Source organism: Barnesiella sp. B2-R-119 (assembly GCF_023656675.1).
Taxonomy (GTDB): domain Bacteria; phylum Bacteroidota; class Bacteroidia; order Bacteroidales; family Barnesiellaceae; genus Barnesiella; species Barnesiella intestinihominis.
Genome location: NZ_JAMOKL010000003.1, coordinates 225,876 through 242,107, shown reverse-complemented (window position 1 = coordinate 242,107; position 16,232 = coordinate 225,876). Strand labels below are relative to the sequence as shown.

At 44.1% G+C, this 16,232-nt stretch carries 9 protein-coding genes; 3 read left to right on the top strand and 6 right to left on the bottom strand.

What is annotated here, in order from left to right; genetic code table 11:
• Positions 1-31: 31 nt before the first annotated feature.
• The 6 genes from NBH06_RS07405 to NBH06_RS07380 form a co-directional block, all read right to left on the bottom strand.
• Positions 32-2,191, bottom strand: coding sequence for a TIM-barrel domain-containing protein (locus tag NBH06_RS07405; RefSeq protein WP_195329515.1), 2,160 nt, complete (start codon positions 2,189-2,191; stop codon positions 32-34).
• Positions 2,192-2,209: 18 nt separating this feature from the next.
• Positions 2,210-3,412, bottom strand: a complete 1,203-nt coding sequence (locus NBH06_RS07400; protein WP_195555014.1) for a glycoside hydrolase family 76 protein — start codon at positions 3,410-3,412, stop codon at positions 2,210-2,212.
• An 89-nt stretch (positions 3,413-3,501) separates the two neighbouring features.
• Entirely contained in the window at positions 3,502-4,602 is a 1,101-nt protein-coding gene (locus NBH06_RS07395) for a SusE domain-containing protein (RefSeq protein ID WP_008862623.1), read from the bottom strand.
• Positions 4,603-4,633: 31 nt separating this feature from the next.
• Positions 4,634-6,586: a RagB/SusD family nutrient uptake outer membrane protein gene (locus NBH06_RS07390; protein ID WP_008862622.1), complete on the bottom strand. Its 1,953-nt coding sequence runs from the start codon at positions 6,584-6,586 to the stop codon at positions 4,634-4,636.
• Positions 6,587-6,605: 19 nt separating this feature from the next.
• Complete coding sequence (locus NBH06_RS07385) at positions 6,606-9,938, bottom strand: TonB-dependent receptor (RefSeq protein WP_250793563.1); 3,333 nt, start codon at positions 9,936-9,938, stop codon at positions 6,606-6,608.
• 134 nt (positions 9,939-10,072) lie between these two features.
• Positions 10,073-11,098, bottom strand: a complete 1,026-nt coding sequence (locus NBH06_RS07380) for a FecR family protein (protein WP_195329521.1) — start codon at positions 11,096-11,098, stop codon at positions 10,073-10,075.
• Positions 11,099-11,338: 240 nt separating this feature from the next.
• On the opposite strand from NBH06_RS07380, the gene NBH06_RS07375 reads away from it, so the two are divergent.
• From NBH06_RS07375 to NBH06_RS07365, 3 genes are all read left to right on the top strand, one after another.
• Positions 11,339-11,890, top strand: coding sequence for an RNA polymerase sigma-70 factor (locus tag NBH06_RS07375; RefSeq protein WP_008862619.1), 552 nt, complete (start codon positions 11,339-11,341; stop codon positions 11,888-11,890).
• 222 nt (positions 11,891-12,112) lie between these two features.
• Positions 12,113-13,696, top strand: coding sequence for a T9SS type A sorting domain-containing protein (locus tag NBH06_RS07370; RefSeq protein WP_250793560.1), 1,584 nt, complete (start codon positions 12,113-12,115; stop codon positions 13,694-13,696).
• A 33-nt stretch (positions 13,697-13,729) separates the two neighbouring features.
• Entirely contained in the window at positions 13,730-16,228 is a 2,499-nt protein-coding gene (locus NBH06_RS07365) for a glycoside hydrolase family 97 N-terminal domain-containing protein (protein WP_008862617.1), read from the top strand.
• The last annotated feature ends 4 nt before the right edge of the window (positions 16,229-16,232 follow it).

Here is a 16,232-nt window from a genome sequence, read left to right as displayed (position 1 = left end):
AGTGCATCGACCGATGCACTCTCTTCATTTTTTAAAGATTTATTGTTACACCTTTTTTCAACGAACCGGAACCTTTATATACTTTCCCGTTCATCATTAATTCTACATTCAGAGCTTTGATTTCTTTCTCTATTTTACGTTTACCCTCTTTGGAAGCGAGAGAGACTTTTACTTGATTGTTTTTCTTCTCGGCAGAGAATGTCATCAAGCTATAATCTCCGCATTGGAAATTCCAGCCGTCTCCGGCATCCCAATAGAGTTGACCGTGAGCTTTTCCGTTCTCATCGAGGCATACAAAAAGAGTAAGAGGTTCGAACGAATTTTCGGTGGTGCTTTGTATAACCTTTCCGACCGGAACGATGCTTCCGCCTTTGATTTTCAATTTGGCTTGGTACTTATCGCTGTATTCTCCATCGATCAGTGTCATATTTTCCCAAATTCCGTAAGGCAATACGGGATTCTCGGCGAAAGCGGGAATAACAAGGACATTGTCTCCCAATAGGAAAGCCTGTTGCTCGCTGCGCAATCTCAGGTCTTTGGGGTCGGCGAAAAATACAGGTTCCATAACCGGAACACCTGTCTTGTGAGCTTCGTAGAACAACGTGTAGAAATAGGGAAGCAATCGGTAACGACGTTCGAGGGCAATACGAGAGGTGTTTTCTATGGCCTCGCCGAAAGCCCACGGTTCTTTGTCGTTGGTTCCTGCACAAGCATGACCTCTGGCAAAAGGTAAAAATACTCCGAATCCCAACCAATGAGCCCATAAATCGGCATCCGTATTATTTAAGAATCCTCCGATATCGGGACCGTTGAATGCTTGACCTGAAAGGCCTAATGTAATAGACATAGGTACGGAAAGTTTCAAGTGATCCCAACCGGCCCAGTTGTCACCTGTCCAAGTTGCTGCATATCGTTGATAACCCAGTAAGCCGGCACGCGTAAGAAGGAAGGGGCGTTTTTCGGGGTTGACTTTCATAATCCCTTCATACGAGGCTTCGACCATAAGACGACCGTAGGCGTTGTGGTAGAGCAGGTGAGGGCCGGCGGGTAAATTGCCGCCTCCTCGGTGAGGAGTATCGTAAGGCATGGTTCCAATACGGTTTTCTTCGGGAATATCGTCGTCGGTAACGGCCGGCTCATTCATGTCGTTCCATACGCCGTCGATTCCCAATGCCAAGAAATCTTTATACAAATTGGACCACCATTCACGGGCTTTGGGCATGGTAAAGTCGGGGAATGCGCAATATCCCGGCCATACTTTACCTTCGTAAATTTCACCGTTGGGGCGTTTTACCCACACATCGTTTTCTGTTCCCGATTGGTAAACGTGGTAGTTTTTGTCCACTTTGGCTCCGGGATCGATCATATATACGGCTTTGAATCCTTTTTGATGAAGTTCCTCATTCAAGGCTTTGGGGTCGGGGAAATTAGTTTCGTTGAATGTGAAAATACGGTAGCCGTCCATGTAATCGATGTCCATCCAGATAGCGTCGCAAGGGATATTTCTGCTACGGAAATTGTCTGCGATTTCCCGTACTTTCTGCTCGCTACCGTAGGAGAAACGACATTGATGGTAGCCCAGAGTCCAACGGGCAGGCATCGTGATGGTCCCGGTCAATTCGGCAAGGCCTTTGAGGACATCTTTGGGTGATTCCCTGTCGATGATGTAAATGCGGAATAGAGCTCCTTCTGTGTTAAATTCGATTTTGTCGGAATTGGTATGTAGTTCCGATTTCCAGCTACTATCGAACAAAATACCGAAAGCGCTACCGTCTCTTCTCACACCCAATACCCACGGATGTGATTGATACAGTCGTTTACCGCCATCGACGCCGTAGGCTCCTGTATCGGTGTTCCAGAGTTTTATGTATTGGCCGTTTCTCAATAGAGGCCCGGTAACTTCGCCACCGCCATACAGACTTATTTCACCGGTCAGGCTCAATGAGGCATTGGCTTTTCCGTCCACGACGGTGAATTGTGGATATAATTCCCAATCGGAGGGTACAGACCCTTTTGCCGTGGGTTCTTCTTTAAGAATTAAAGAGGGGGTTTTCGTTTGGTCGAATCCTTGCGGAACGAATTCTACTATCCCGTCTCCCACGAGAGAAGATTTGGCGATAGCTACGTTTTCGGCATGTGCATTGAGGATTCCGACCGAGCATAAAGCGACTATAATTCCGTTTAATTTCATGGATAAAAATTTTAATTATTAGTTAACTGCTAATTTTGCGAATAATTCAACCATAGCTCCTTGTGCAAGAATATCTCCCGGGTTGTCCGTTATGTCGTTCCCGCTGAATTGTTTGAAGAAAAGTCCGGTCTCGGCATCCCGGGTGTATTTCCATGCGTGGTCGACCGATTTGCGTATGGCGATCATATAAGTCCCATTGCTCTCGACTTTGTTCAGTTCGAGGAATCCGCGGACCATGATCGCATTGAACCAGCGACTTCCGTCTTTAAGAATGCGGAATTGCTCTCCCGACGAGTTGGATATGAAGTTTTCGAAGAAATAATTATAGCAAGCCTCTGCTAGCAATTTGGCATCGGTGAGATATTGTTCCTCGCCTGTCGCATTGTAGAGCAACACAGCTGCTTGCATCATTTGTCCCGAGTTGTAGGAGAACTTGCTGGTTTCGATTTTACCGCTCGTTTTGATGCAATCCCAGTAGAGGTAGTCGGAGGGGTCTTGTAATTTCGATTTTGTCCATTTGTAAATATCTTTACCGTTCTCCAAGTACGCTGCATCGTTGGTGATTTGATAGAGTTTCAAAGCGAGAACCACAGCCGGAGCGTTGGAACAAGTGTTTTTGGAGTCTTTGGCATTTTCGTCCCAATAAACTCCGCCTCCGAGTTCATCGTCTTTCCCGGAGAGTACGAAATTCCATACGCTTTTTGCATAGTCGAGATACCAGCTATCTTTGGTTTTGCTGTAAAGATCCGCTAAATCTATACCCACCCAAATAGCATCGTCGTATAGACGTTGATCGTGAGGGTTGACAAAACAGCCGAAACACATGGGTTCTTTTGTCGTATTGTAGTATTTGAGCAGTGTCTCTTTCAACCGGCTTTCGTAGGTCATTCGGAAATCTACGTTATCGGTATTTTGTACGATAGCGTTGAAAGCTGAGACGACGCTGCCCAATCCCCATAAGTAAGCATGACTGTCATAGTCGGGGCTGGAAGGTTCTTGAGGAGTTCCCAATGTATTGGGATATGAGCCGAACATCATTCGCACTTTGTCGCTCCAATAATATTTGAAAATATTGGCAAAAGTCGTTTCGGCTCGCGACATGTACTCCTTATTGATACTTCCCGGATCAGTGGGTTTCACGGGTTTGATGGGAGCATCTTCGCTTTTACAGCAGGTCAGTAGTCCTACAAGGAAAGCGAGTGCTAATAAATTTTTTTTCATGATGAGTTGTGTGATGTTTTAACGAATTTGACGAGATTCATTGGTCGACGCTACTATTCGGAATTTTCCGAATAGTAGCGCGATCATGATTACTGCTTTTCAAATTTGATTTCCATTTTTTCCGTATCGAGCGTGATCTTGTAAAGACCTGCTTGCTCGGCGGTTATTTTCCACTTGTAGTCGGGCTGTTCTCCCGGGGTCACTTGTACATCGGTACTTTCGATAGACCCGTTTTCGACAAGTGGCTTGAACGTGGTTCCGTCGAACTTCCTTTGGGCGAGGATTTTTAATTCTCCCTCTTGCAAAGCCCCCTGGTAAGTAAAGATGTTAGGATTCAAGTTATCGGGAGTCATGGCGATAATCTTTTCTATATCCCAACCGGCAGCAGTCGCATTACCTACAAGATATAAGTTTTCATATAGAAGTTTCTTGTATGAGATAGTCATATCTTTAAGCGATAGGTAGATGTAATACAATCCAGCCTCGTTTATCTGGAAGAGGTCGTCTGCTTCCGTTTCGCTCGTACGTTTTACGACAGAGCTGTTGTCCGCTCCTTTGTTGTAAGAAGGCAAGGCTTGCCCCAGCGTGGTGATGAATTTGAATCCGCCTTGTTTCAACTGGCCTCTCCAATTATACAGACGACCGTTAGATAGTTCGGTTATTTTCTCAGCGGCATTCAGATCCGTACCGCCGGTCGTAGCCGTACCCGTAATATAGAGCGGTTGCGATGTAGGCTTATAAGTGGTTATTTGCACTTTCGTGGTCGCTATTTCGGGATATTTGAATTTGGGACCTTCCACTTTGGCGGCTACCCGAGCCTCCACATAGACTGCTTCTCCGGCTGTCTTTCCCCATTTTTCTACAATAAGGTCGTACAGTTCGGCCGATGAGTAGCTGATCGATTCATTGGGTCCGAATGTGCGGACATCGGTTGCCGACTGAAAGTTGTTGTCTGCTATATCTATTTGAAACAGATAGGAGAAAGTGTAGTCTGCCCCTAAACTGGTCGCTTCGTTCCAAGAGAACGAAATAATCTTGTCGTCTGTCGCATCCGGAGTAAGAGTCGCCGACTGGGCGGAGGCTGTCAATTTCAATTGATTCCGCTCTATGACTTTATCGTCGTCATCGTCGCAGCCGACAAAAGCCAGTACGAACAGAAGTGAGAATAATATATGATATATCGTTTTCATACATTTATACTTTTAGATTTCAAAATTGAATTTACCATTTGGGTAATTGTCTGAGGTTGGGGTTCTTGTCCAATTGATTTTGATGAATGGGGAACCAATAGTTCTTTTCGCTGAAAGCGCGTGTGATTTCGACGCGACGTTTGAAGTAGGCATTCTCGTTGTTCTTGTCGCAGCTTTTTTCTGTCCCGAACTTGTTCATGCCGTAGAAGTCACCGCGCAGAATATCGATTTGTTTCCAACGGCGGATATCATCGAAACGGATCGCATATTCGCAGTTGAACTCAACCCGACGTTCGCGACGAATCGCTTCACGCATAGCGGTCTGATCGGCCGGTGCGGGGATTTTGTCTAATCCGTTGCTGTCTTTCCCTGTTCCATATTGGGGGATACCTGCGCGCTCTCTTACGAGGTTCACGTATTTCAGTATCTCGTCGGTTTGCTCGGGAGCCCATTCGTTGAGAGCTTCGGCATAGTTCAGATAGGCTTCTGCCAACCGGCAGATAATACCGGGACGATAGGGAATGGAGTAGTTGAGGATATTCGTTTCGGGGTGTACGCGTTTTCTCAACAGATAACCTGTTTGCGGAGCATCCCATAAAGAACCGGACGCGGGCCGGCCGTCTTCTCCTTCGTAATAGAAATCCACATAACGGCTCGATTGACGATACCAAGCACCGTTGTAAAGCACCGATACATAGAAACGAGGCTCGCGATTGACATACATGTTGAATGTTCCGGCCGGAGCGATTGTATTTTCGGTGTTGGATTCTTTGGCATCTTTGTCTCCTTCGATCCATTTGGTCTTTCTGACATCGGGCTGGGTAGAGAATCCGCTTTCATTGTATCCCGAGGCTTTGTTGATGATAGGCTCGCCGTTGGGCTCATACCCTGTGATAGCGGGCAGACCGTTGCTCATGAAGAACGCATCGACCAATTCCTGAGTAACTCCCAAACCGCCTTGTCCACGGGATCCGCGGGGAACCGAGTGTTGAGAGTAAAGGTCGTAACTTACATCGGGACGGGCGAACAGAATTTCCTTGTTACCTTGATTGAATTCTTTGTAACACATATTGGAATAGGACATGAAGGGGTCGATCGAACCATCTCCGTTATACTCTTTGTACAAGGCATAACCGTTGCCTTCGGCCTCGGTCAAAAGATCTTTGCAAGCGTTTACCGCACGTTCCCATTTCTTGGGGTCGTAGGTAGAGTTGAAGATTGCTTCACCTTTATTGTTCGTATAAGCGGCATAATCGGGGTCATCGTTCCCGTTTACCAACGGACTTGCAGCAAAAAGAAGCATACGGGCACGGATAGCCAACGCCATCACCGAGGTTGCTCGTCCGTATTTACGTTCTTCGGTATAAGAGGGTGGTAACAGTTCCGATACGGCTTTGAACTCTTTATCGAGCCAATCGATTATTTGGTCGTAAGGTGTTTGTCCTATCAATATCTTGTCGATGGGGTCGTTCATGTCGACCAGTGAGGTTTGGAACGGTATGGCTCCGTAGGTATTCACCAACAGATAATAGTAGTAGGCAATCAAGAAACGTGCCTCGGCCTTCATGTTGTCCACATCGGCTTGATAGACCTCTTGCTCGGGCAGAGCCTTGACGTTGTCTAAGAAAATGTAAGCCTCGCGTATTCTCACCGGAAAGTCGCTCCAAAAATTCCCCTTCCACTCGCTTTGGGGAGTCCAGTTACCTAAGATTTTGTCGATACAATCCCAGTCGGAGAATGCCCGCCAGTCTTGCGAAGGCGAGAAATCATCGGCATAGGCATCGTAATTACGCATCATGGGCGTGTAGGGGTCGGGGATTCCGTCATAGATACCGGCCAACCATTCCTCGGTACGGTTCTTACTGTTGAATACCATATCCAATGTTAAAATATCGTCGGGAGCATTGTCCAGATAATCGGTACAGGAAGTGACCGAAAACAGACCGATGATAGCTAATGTATATCTAACGATTGTATGTTTCATAATTTTTATATTAATAGGTTTAGAATCTTACTTGTAGTCCGATAGAATAAGTGGCCATGATGGGGTATTTCAAACCGTTGCTGGTATTCAGTTCGGGGTCCCACAGGTCGAACTTGGAGAACTGCAAAAGATTTGTTCCGCGAACGAATATACGGGCATACTCCATTGCAGCTTTTTTGATAAGATTTTTTGAGAATGAATATCCCAATTCTACATTTTTCAACCGCAACATACTCATATCTTTCAACCACCAATCCGATACTTGGGCGTTGTTGGCGTTGTAGCCCATGTGGAGTCTCGGATAGAATACGTCTTGACTGGGGTTGTCGACTGTCCATGCATCCGAGGCATTGGTAAATATGTTACCTTCGGCACCGATAGTAGAACCGGGTAAGAAGTTCTTTTGGTTTTCTCCGATGATACGATAGGTGCGGCCGTTTCCTTGAAAGAAAGCCCCGAAATCGATATTTTTATAGCTCAGGTTAATACCGAAACCATATACGAGTTCGGGATTGACCGTACCTCCGATGGCGGTTTTATCGGTTTCTGTGATTTCTCCGTCACCGTTGAAATCCACGTATTTTATATCTCCGGGATAAACTCTATCCGAGAATTTTGGAACCGGTAGTCCCGGTTTCAGCTTACCGGTCGTTACGTCTTCGAAATCGGCTTCGGTATATAAGCCGTCGTTAACCAAACCGAATATCTGGCCTACCGGTTTGCCGGTACTCGAACGGTAAGTGCCGAGTACACCTAAATCTTCGTCTTGTTCTATGATTTTGTTCTTGGCGTAGGTAACACTTGCCCGAGCCGAAATAAACCAGTCTTTGTTGATTTGTTTGTTCAAATCCAATGAAATATCGAAACCTTTGTTTGTCACGATACCGTAGTTCGCCCACGGAGCGGAGGGGAAGCCGGCCGATGACGGAATGTTCTTTCGTTGCATGAAGATGTCTTCTCTTCTTTCATGGAAGAAGTCTACTTGCAATTCGGCCATTTTGAACAAACCCAATTCGATTCCGACGTTGGCTTTTTTCACGGTTTCCCAAGTCAGGGACTCAACACCGGGATCACCTTCGCGCAAACCGCCTTTATCGTAGAATGCATTGGAATTACCCCACTTGTATCCGTCGGTCGTGCCGATAGTAGTGATATAGGCAAAACGTTTTTGAGAACCGTCGTCGTTATAAAAGCGGTCGTTCCCGGCCAAACCGTAAGAAGCTCTCAGTTTTAATTTATTGATGTAGTTTTGTACCGGACGCATGAATTCTTCCTCCGAAACAATCCAGCCCGCAGCGATAGACGGGAAGAAACCGAAACGGTTGCCTTTTGCAAAGTTCTCGGAACCGTTATAACCGAAGTTGAACTCTGCGATATAGCGGTCGGCGTATGTATATGCCGCACGGCCGGCGAAACCTTGTGTACGATAGGGCACTTGGTCACCGTCGTCGTAGTTGCGTTGGTTGTACAACAACAATGCGCTTACCGAGTGATTTCCGAATCGTTGGTCGTAGGTGATATTTCCTTCTAAGTAGGTGTTATAATTGCCATAGTCTTCCCATCTTTCGTAGCCCAAGAATTCGTCTCCTTCGCTCAGAACCGTCAGTATTAACTCTCCGGTCACCGGGTCGCGTTGCGTGGCCGGCGAATAGTAACGGGGAGCTTTGCCCCGGTTTACTCCGTTTCGTGAATAGTAGTCGTAAGAGAATATACCTTTTATTTTCAAACCGGGTAAGATACATTTTAAGTCTTGTTCCACGGCGAACAAGGTTTCCAGTTTACTTTCTGCCTCACGTTTGAAACCCGATTGTGTCAGTTTGGCCCACGGGTTTTCATTTTCACGAGGTTTGGGAAGGGCCCCGTTTTCATAAATCAGCGGAACCATGTACGGCGTAGCTTTGAATGCAGCGCCGAAAATATCGTCGATACCGTCTTTCGGTGCGTTTCTCTGTTGAAGGTATCCGCCGATGTTGAATGTCAATAATGTAGAGGAGGTGACGTTCATGTCTACGTTGGTACGCAAGTTGAATCGATTCACCGAGATATTGGAGTTCCAGTTTTGAGTTTTGTCGCTCTCGGTAATACCTGCTTCGTTATAGTATGCGCCGACGAAAGAGTAACGCAATTTCTCGTTACCTCCTGAAAGGTCGAACGAGGCCCTCGTGTTGTGAGCGACGTCTTTTGTAATTGCATCTATCCAATCTATATCGGGATATAGTTCGGTATCGTATCCGCTGCGGTATTTATCTATTAGTTCCGGCGAATAAAGTTCTGTCCCCGTCTCTTGGATATTGATATTGTTCAAGAGCGTAAGGTAATCTGCCGCATTGAGGAACGAGGGTAATTTGGCCGGACGAGTGATAGAGTGTTCTACCGATACGTTGATGTTCGTCTTACCGGAATGTCCTCGTTTGGTTGTAATAAGGATTACACCATTCGCACCACGTACACCGTACACGGCACTTGCCGAAGCATCTTTCAGTACCGAGAACGATTCTATTTCCGAAATATCGAGGTTGTTCAAGGAGCGTTCTACACCATCGACAAGTACGAGCGGGGAGTTGCTGCCCTTGAAAGAGCTCATACCGCGAATCCAGAATTCGGAGTTGTCATAACCCGGTTCACCGGAACGTTGAACGGCGATGATACCCCCGATGTTACCAGCGAGGTCGTTGCTCAACGAACGAGTCGTCCCTACTTGTAATTGTTGAGGTTTCACACTGGTGATAGCTGCGACTACCGATGCTTTCTTCTGTACTCCGTATCCAACGACTACGACGTCTTCGAGTTGGGTCGCTGCGTCTTGTAACACCACATTGATAATTTTCCGGCTATTCACGGCTTCTTCACGAGAAGCGAACCCGATGTATTTGAATTGTAGTATGGCACTTTTATCGGGCACTTTTATGTCATAGATACCATCTACATTGGTGATAGTCACGATAGAGGGATTGTCCTTTACCGAGACGGTTACACCGATAAGCGGCTCGCCGTTGACATCTGTAACGTTTCCTCGTATGGAAATCTTTTTTTCATCAGAGGATACGTTTTTGTTATATAAGATGATTTGAGACTGTTTAATTTCAAATTTAATACCCGAATTTCCAAGCATTTGGGATATTGCTTGTTGAATAGGTGTCTTTTGGGCGTTCAGCGATACTTTTTGATCGACATTCAATTTTAAGGCATCGTAAAAGAACGTGTATTTACTTACACTTTCTATTTTTTTGATAGCCTCGGATAATGGAATGTTTTGAAAAGAAATTGTTATGGTTTCTCCCGGTGCTTGAGCAAACAAGTTCAAGGAGAATAAAATGGCTAGAAATACAGCCAATTTTTTCTTTAGATTCATATCATGGGTATATTAAAGTTAACTTAATAAGTTCTCTTTCTTTTTTTTGTTTTTGGGTTTAAGAATAAAAATTTTTAATCATTCATTCTACATAGGTGGTTTGTCTTTAATGTATAGTCATAGGCAATAATGTGTTAAAGGGTTATCATTAATGTGTTGTCTTCTGTAAAGTAGTAGTTTATCGAAGATATGTTCGACATGATACGAATGATATCTTCGAGACTTTGGTCATGGAGGGTAAACGTGTAAGATTGATCGTCGGGCAAAGCCGGGTCGATGATGATGTTCACGTTATACCATTTGGAAAGATATTTGCAAACTTCATGAAGATTTTTGTTTTCCAGTTTGACTTTTTCGTTAGTCCACATTTTTGCAAATTCTACGTCTCCTTTTTCAACCCGAATTGTTTTGTCTTTTTTATCGAGAGAGCCTTCTTCCCCCGGTTTCAGATAACAGTTCGAGCTATCGTCGCCCAATACATGCATCGATACCGAACCTTCGTATAGGCTCACTACCGATTTTTCGTCAGTATGGTAGGCGCTTACGTTGAATTGTGTACCATGTACTTTTACCGCTATGTCGCTGGTCTTGACAATGAACGGCCTTTCATCGTGCTGAACTTTAAAAAAAGCCTCGCCTTTCAATTCGACTTCTCGCATGTCGGCATGAAGATTTTTGTATTCCAGCTTCGAATGTGAATTTAACCATACTTCACTACCATCGGGAAGTATGAATTTCGATTTTCCTGTAATTGTCGAATAAGTTTGGACAATTGTCTCTCTGTTCAAAGATTTGTTGCTGGAAAAGAAATAATACCCTATCCCCGAAACGATTAATAATAAACTGATAGCTGCGGCAATGCGGTTTAGTTTCTTGCCGAAATGTAACCGGGGAACAATCTTTTTTACCTTTATAGGTTCTTTCTGTATAGTGTCTTTGTGAATATAGGCTTGGAATTTTTTCCAATAATAATCTACATCGGGATTGTAGTTGGCAGATTTTGCTTGGATGCTATCCCAAAGGGTTTTCAGTTCATCGAAAAGAAGTTTGTTTTTGTTATCGGCCGCTAGCCAGTTTTGTAGCTGCGATTGCTCTTCTTCTGATAGGGAGATTCCTTCGAATTTAGCGATGATTATATCCCACGGAAGATTATTATTCATGTTTGATGGAATTTTAAGATTTCAATTACTTAGACACAAAAATCGGGCTTGACCCTTATATGTGTAGATAATAAAAAAGAAAAAATGTCTGATTGGTATAGATATCCATTTTATAATTACTTTGTAATCAATAAGTAGAAATCTTTCGAGGCTTTTATATTTTTTTATTTTTGCTGTGAATATTATTTTTTTTATCTTGAATAATATTATTTTCTTTGCATAGTTTTCCTGTAATAAATAATGGTAGCGAATATCACTAATGACATATCATTGCTTAGGCAGATTCGTGAAGGAAATGAGGATGCATTCAAATCTTTATTTGAAACATATTTTACTCCTTTGTGCCGTTTCATATATCTCCATTTGGACGATAAGAATGTGGCAGAAGAGTTGGCGATGGATATTTTTATTTATTTATGGGAAAACAGAGAGACATTTCAGATACAGCTTTCACTGAAAGCCTATTTGTTCCAAGCAGCGAAAAATAAGTGTTTGAATGAATTGAGAAAAAAGAAAGAGACGGTAGGTCTCGACGGAGTGGAAGTCTCTACGATCAATACCAGTGTGTCTACTCTTGAAACCGAGGAATTATATCGTTTGATTCAGGAGGCTGTTTTTTCTTTACCGGACAAATGTCGGAACATTTTTTTGCTTAGCCGAAGTGAGAATCTTACGAATCAGGAAATAGCTCGGAGGTTGAATATTTCGGTAAAAACCGTTGAGGGTCAGATAACCACGGCCTTGAAAAAAATCAAAAAATTTTTAGGCGATCAGTACAGCTATTTGTGGTAGTAAAATTTTTTTTCATTTGGTATAAGGGTGTATGATGTTTTTTGTGTCATAGATATGTAAAACCCTTGGAATGTTACCAACATGAAAAACTCGTGTAAGTACAGATATTGTTCAGACAACGGTTGTTTCTCTATCCTTTTCGACTGTGAAGTATCCTTGTTGGAGTCTTTGGTTTAGGAAAGATTCTAAGTGGTTCTTATGCTTAATTGTATTTGCGAAGGAATGAAAAAAATTAAGATTTTACTACTCTCTTTGTTGCCTGCTGTCGGCTTGTGCGCTCAAAATCCGCTTTTAGTGTTGGAAGCAGAGGATGCGGTTCTCACACCTCCGGTAAAGGTCAAATATGTGAATGGATATTCGGGAGATGCCTATGTAGGGGACAACGACAGTGGGTCCGAGATTTTGTTTAGGAATGTCTATGTCGATAAGGAAGGCACTTATGAGTTCCGTACCTATTACACGAGTATGTTCATTCGTTCCATAGCCGTTCAAACGGGATTTTATGCACCGGTGGTGATAGGTATGACGGAGACGACAGAAGATTGGAACCGCCCTCCGGTCGGTATGATGCTTTCGTATATTTATCTCGATAAGGGCGATAATACGATAAAAATCACACCTTACAATGGCGGTGGCCCTAATATAGATAAATTTGAAATCTGGGAGACCGAGGTTAAAATGCCGAAGCCCGAAAAGATGAAGGCAGCTTATGCTTATGACCTTACCGACAATGCTGTAATCACGATTAACGGAAAAGATATTTCCGGGTCTGCTCTGAATGATAACGATGAATACACGGCTTATGATTTACAGGGTTCTTCGGATTACATATATATTACCTGTACAGACCTTTGTTTGATTACAGGTTATCTATTTTCCGAGGGAGAAGTTACATCTCAAAATGTCGATTCATGGAGCCTTGAATATTCGGTTGACGGGAGAAATTACTCGCAATTGACTTCCGGGGCCTCTACCCGTTATAGTGCGGCTACCTTGTTTACGATAAACCGTCAACCTCATGCAGATGCAGGCAAGGCAGCCCGATATTATCGTATCGATACGAAAGGGCGGAATGTCGGGGAAATACAATTGTTCGGGATACCTTATTATGAATCGGCCGATCATAAAAATTTTCCGGCAGATATTACCGAAAATGTCGATGTCTTTTCCAATGTGATAGGTTCTCCGCTCGGAGCCTTTACGATTGCCGATGAAAGATATTTTAATCTTTTCGACCGGGATATGGAACGGAAGTATTATAGTGACGAAAGCCCGGTATTCAATGTCGAGGTAGAACTAGATAAACCGTATCGATTGGACTATTATACGTTGACTTCGTGTCAGGATTATCCCGAGAGAGACCCTAAGAGTTGGGTTGTCGAAGGCTTTGACAAAGACTGGGAAGCCGTAAGCGAAGTCAATGGATTTGTATTCCCTTGCCGGTATGCAACTATGAAATTTGCAGTAAATGGTACTAAATTATATAAAGGCTATCGTTTGAGGACGATCGAAAATAACGGAGCCGATTCTTTTCAGCTTTTGAAATGGCAACTGTTCGGCAGTGACAAACCGTCTTCTGTTACAAAACCGGTAGCCGAAGGAATCGATGTCGCTACGCAGAATCGCGAAATTGTAATTACTATGGATTCCGATGGATTTTGTAAAGTAGTGAACTTGTCCGGCCAAATTGTGTACGAGAGTGAAATAGCAGGTCGTGTGAATAGAATACCTGTTCCGCCCGGTGCTTATCTGGTGGGGGTAATTGTACAGCAAGAACGAGTCGTGCAAAAAGTAATCGTGAAGTAGCTTTATTGTAGAAACAGGAAGTAAATATTGACAATGAAAAATAAATGTATATATGGTCTTTTGGTCGGCGCGATGATGGCAGGAGCCTGCCCGGTATGGGGTGAGACTGTCGTCGGAGAAACCGTCTCTCCCTCCGATTCTATAAAACTTGTTGTCGTGAGCGATAACGATGCTTTGTATTATAAGGTTGTGAAAGGGGTTACCTCTATTGTGGAAAAATCGGCTTTGGGAATTACCACTTCGGTAGGCGATTTTTCAACGGGATTGAGCGAACCCTCTTTTACCGAACGTTTGGTGGACGATTCGTATAGCTTACCGTCGGGAAAGCGCAGTCGATATGATAATACATATAAAGAGGCGACAGTTTCATGTAATAAAGACGGACATACCGTACAATTTATTTTTCGGGTGTATGACGATGGCGTGGCTTACCGCTATGCGATTCTCGGTAGCGGAGACATTTCGGTTTATGCCGAAAATAGCGAATGTTTGCCGGTAAGACAGGAAAAAGTTTATTCACAGCAATATACCAAAAATAATCAGGCTCTTTATGAAGAGAACGATACAGAATTTATGGCATGTGAACTATATACCCCGTTGCCATTGCTGGTTCATACGGGAAGCGATTATCTGTTGTTGACCGAAGCGATGGTCAATGGGAATTATTGTGGAAGCTCGTTGTTTGTGAATGAAGAGACGAAAGCCTACGGTTACCGGCTGGTTGGGAATGTCGCTGCTACCCTTCCCTTGTATACGCCGTGGAGAGTTCTCATGGTGGGTTCCTTAGAATCGATAGCAGAGTCGGTTATATTGGAAAATTTGAACGATAAAACGGCCTTGACTAATCTGTCGTGGGTAAAACCCGGACGTGCTGTATGGAATTTCGGCGGAGAAGACTTCCACTCCGATTATCTTAGCATGAGTAACATTAAGAAATATATAGATTGGGCTAAACAGCAAGGTTGGGAATATTTCACATTGGACAAATGCTGGGAGCAGAACGGTGTTTCGTTGAAAGAGGTAGTGGATTATGCATCCTCCAAATCGGTGGGAGTGTTCGTATGGGTGAATCAAAACTCGCTTCCTTCCGATGAGTCGGCGATGGCTTCTATGGTACAGAATTGGAAGGCACAAGGAGTTAAAGGGTTGAAAGTCGATTTTTGGGAAAGTGACGATCAGGCTATGATGAAGAAATACGATTTGCTTTTGAAGGTAACGGCCGAAAAGCAGTTGTTACTTAATTTACATGCCTGTACTAAACCGACCGGTTTGAGGAGAACATGGCCGCATTTGCTGACATCTGAGGCCGTGTTGGAGAATACGGTTTTTACGACTTTTCCCGATATCCACAATATAAACTCGGCGATTATCCGAGGGGCTATCGGGTCGACCGATTATGTCCCGGTAGATTTTGCCGATAAAAACGGGTGCATCCATCAAAAGACGACAGCAGCGCACCAGTTGGCTTTATCGGTAGTTTTTGAATCGGGAGTACAACATATCGGCGACGCTCCCGAAAATATCGAATATAACATTGCCCGGGAATTTTTAAAGACTGTACCGGCTGCATGGGACGATACCCGCTGCCTTGAAGCTGTTCCCGACGAATATGTAAGTATCGTACGCTGCAAAGGCAATGAGTGGTATTTCGCTTCGCTGACACACGATGCCCGCACCGTGTCCGTTCCTCTTTCGTTTTTATCCTCCGGTGAACGATACAATGCGTACATTTATAAAGATGGTGAATGTCCGTCGGAAATTCAATTCGAATGGAAAGGAAATTTGACATCGAAAGATACGGTGTCGATCGATTTGTTAAAACATGGGGGAGCGGCTGTTTTGTTCTCTACGTCTTCGCAACTTCCTAAACCTATTTTCATGAAATATGAGGCTGAGGCCGATGGCAATACGATTCCGTTCGGTGTACCGGTTAAGACCGATACAGATAGTTTGTGCTCGGGTGGGAAATATGTGGCTTCGATAGGAAATGGACGTTCCATTACTTTCAACGATGTAAAAGTCCCTGAATCGGGCACTTATGCGATGACCGTTTACTATATGTCCGATGCCCCTTGTACGGCCTATGTAAAGATGAACGGTAATATGGATTCTTGGCAAGAGGTCTCATTTGTCGGTACAGGAGGAACGAGCGGCGGTAATTTGGCCCATAAAACTATATGGGTAGACCTCGATCACACGGCAAGCAATACGGTGGAAATCGGGAATAATTCGGAGTATGGCCCTAATATAGACCGCATGACTCTGTCGAAATATGCCGATGGTACTACCGCTATCGAGACCCCTGAGAGCGCCGAGCCGGTGGGGAAGGTTTATGCTCTTGACAAACATATCGTTATCGAGCAGTCTTCTTCTACCGATTATTGGGTCTATAATTCGCTCGGACAAATCCTTAAAGAAGGCAGTTTCGACGGTGGTCGGGCTTCTTTGTCGGTAGATGAGAAAGGAGTTTATCTCGTAAAGGTGCATACTGAGGATAAGGTATTTACCAAAAAGGTATTGATAGGTCGGTAAAGTA

Coding starts and splice junctions, on each gene's coding strand:
- NBH06_RS07400 (WP_195555014.1), bottom strand. CDS start 3,412: ATGAAAAAAAATTTATTAGCACTCGCTTTCCTTGTAGGACTACTGACC.
- NBH06_RS07380 (WP_195329521.1), bottom strand. CDS start 11,098: ATGAATAATAATCTTCCGTGGGATATAATCATCGCTAAATTCGAAGGA.
- NBH06_RS07395 (WP_008862623.1), bottom strand. CDS start 4,602: ATGAAAACGATATATCATATATTATTCTCACTTCTGTTCGTACTGGCT.
- NBH06_RS07405 (WP_195329515.1), bottom strand. CDS start 2,191: ATGAAATTAAACGGAATTATAGTCGCTTTATGCTCGGTCGGAATCCTC.
- NBH06_RS07365 (WP_008862617.1), top strand. CDS start 13,730: ATGAAAAATAAATGTATATATGGTCTTTTGGTCGGCGCGATGATGGCA.
- NBH06_RS07385 (WP_250793563.1), bottom strand. CDS start 9,938: ATGAATCTAAAGAAAAAATTGGCTGTATTTCTAGCCATTTTATTCTCC.
- NBH06_RS07375 (WP_008862619.1), top strand. CDS start 11,339: ATGGTAGCGAATATCACTAATGACATATCATTGCTTAGGCAGATTCGT.
- NBH06_RS07370 (WP_250793560.1), top strand. CDS start 12,113: ATGAAAAAAATTAAGATTTTACTACTCTCTTTGTTGCCTGCTGTCGGC.
- NBH06_RS07390 (WP_008862622.1), bottom strand. CDS start 6,586: ATGAAACATACAATCGTTAGATATACATTAGCTATCATCGGTCTGTTT.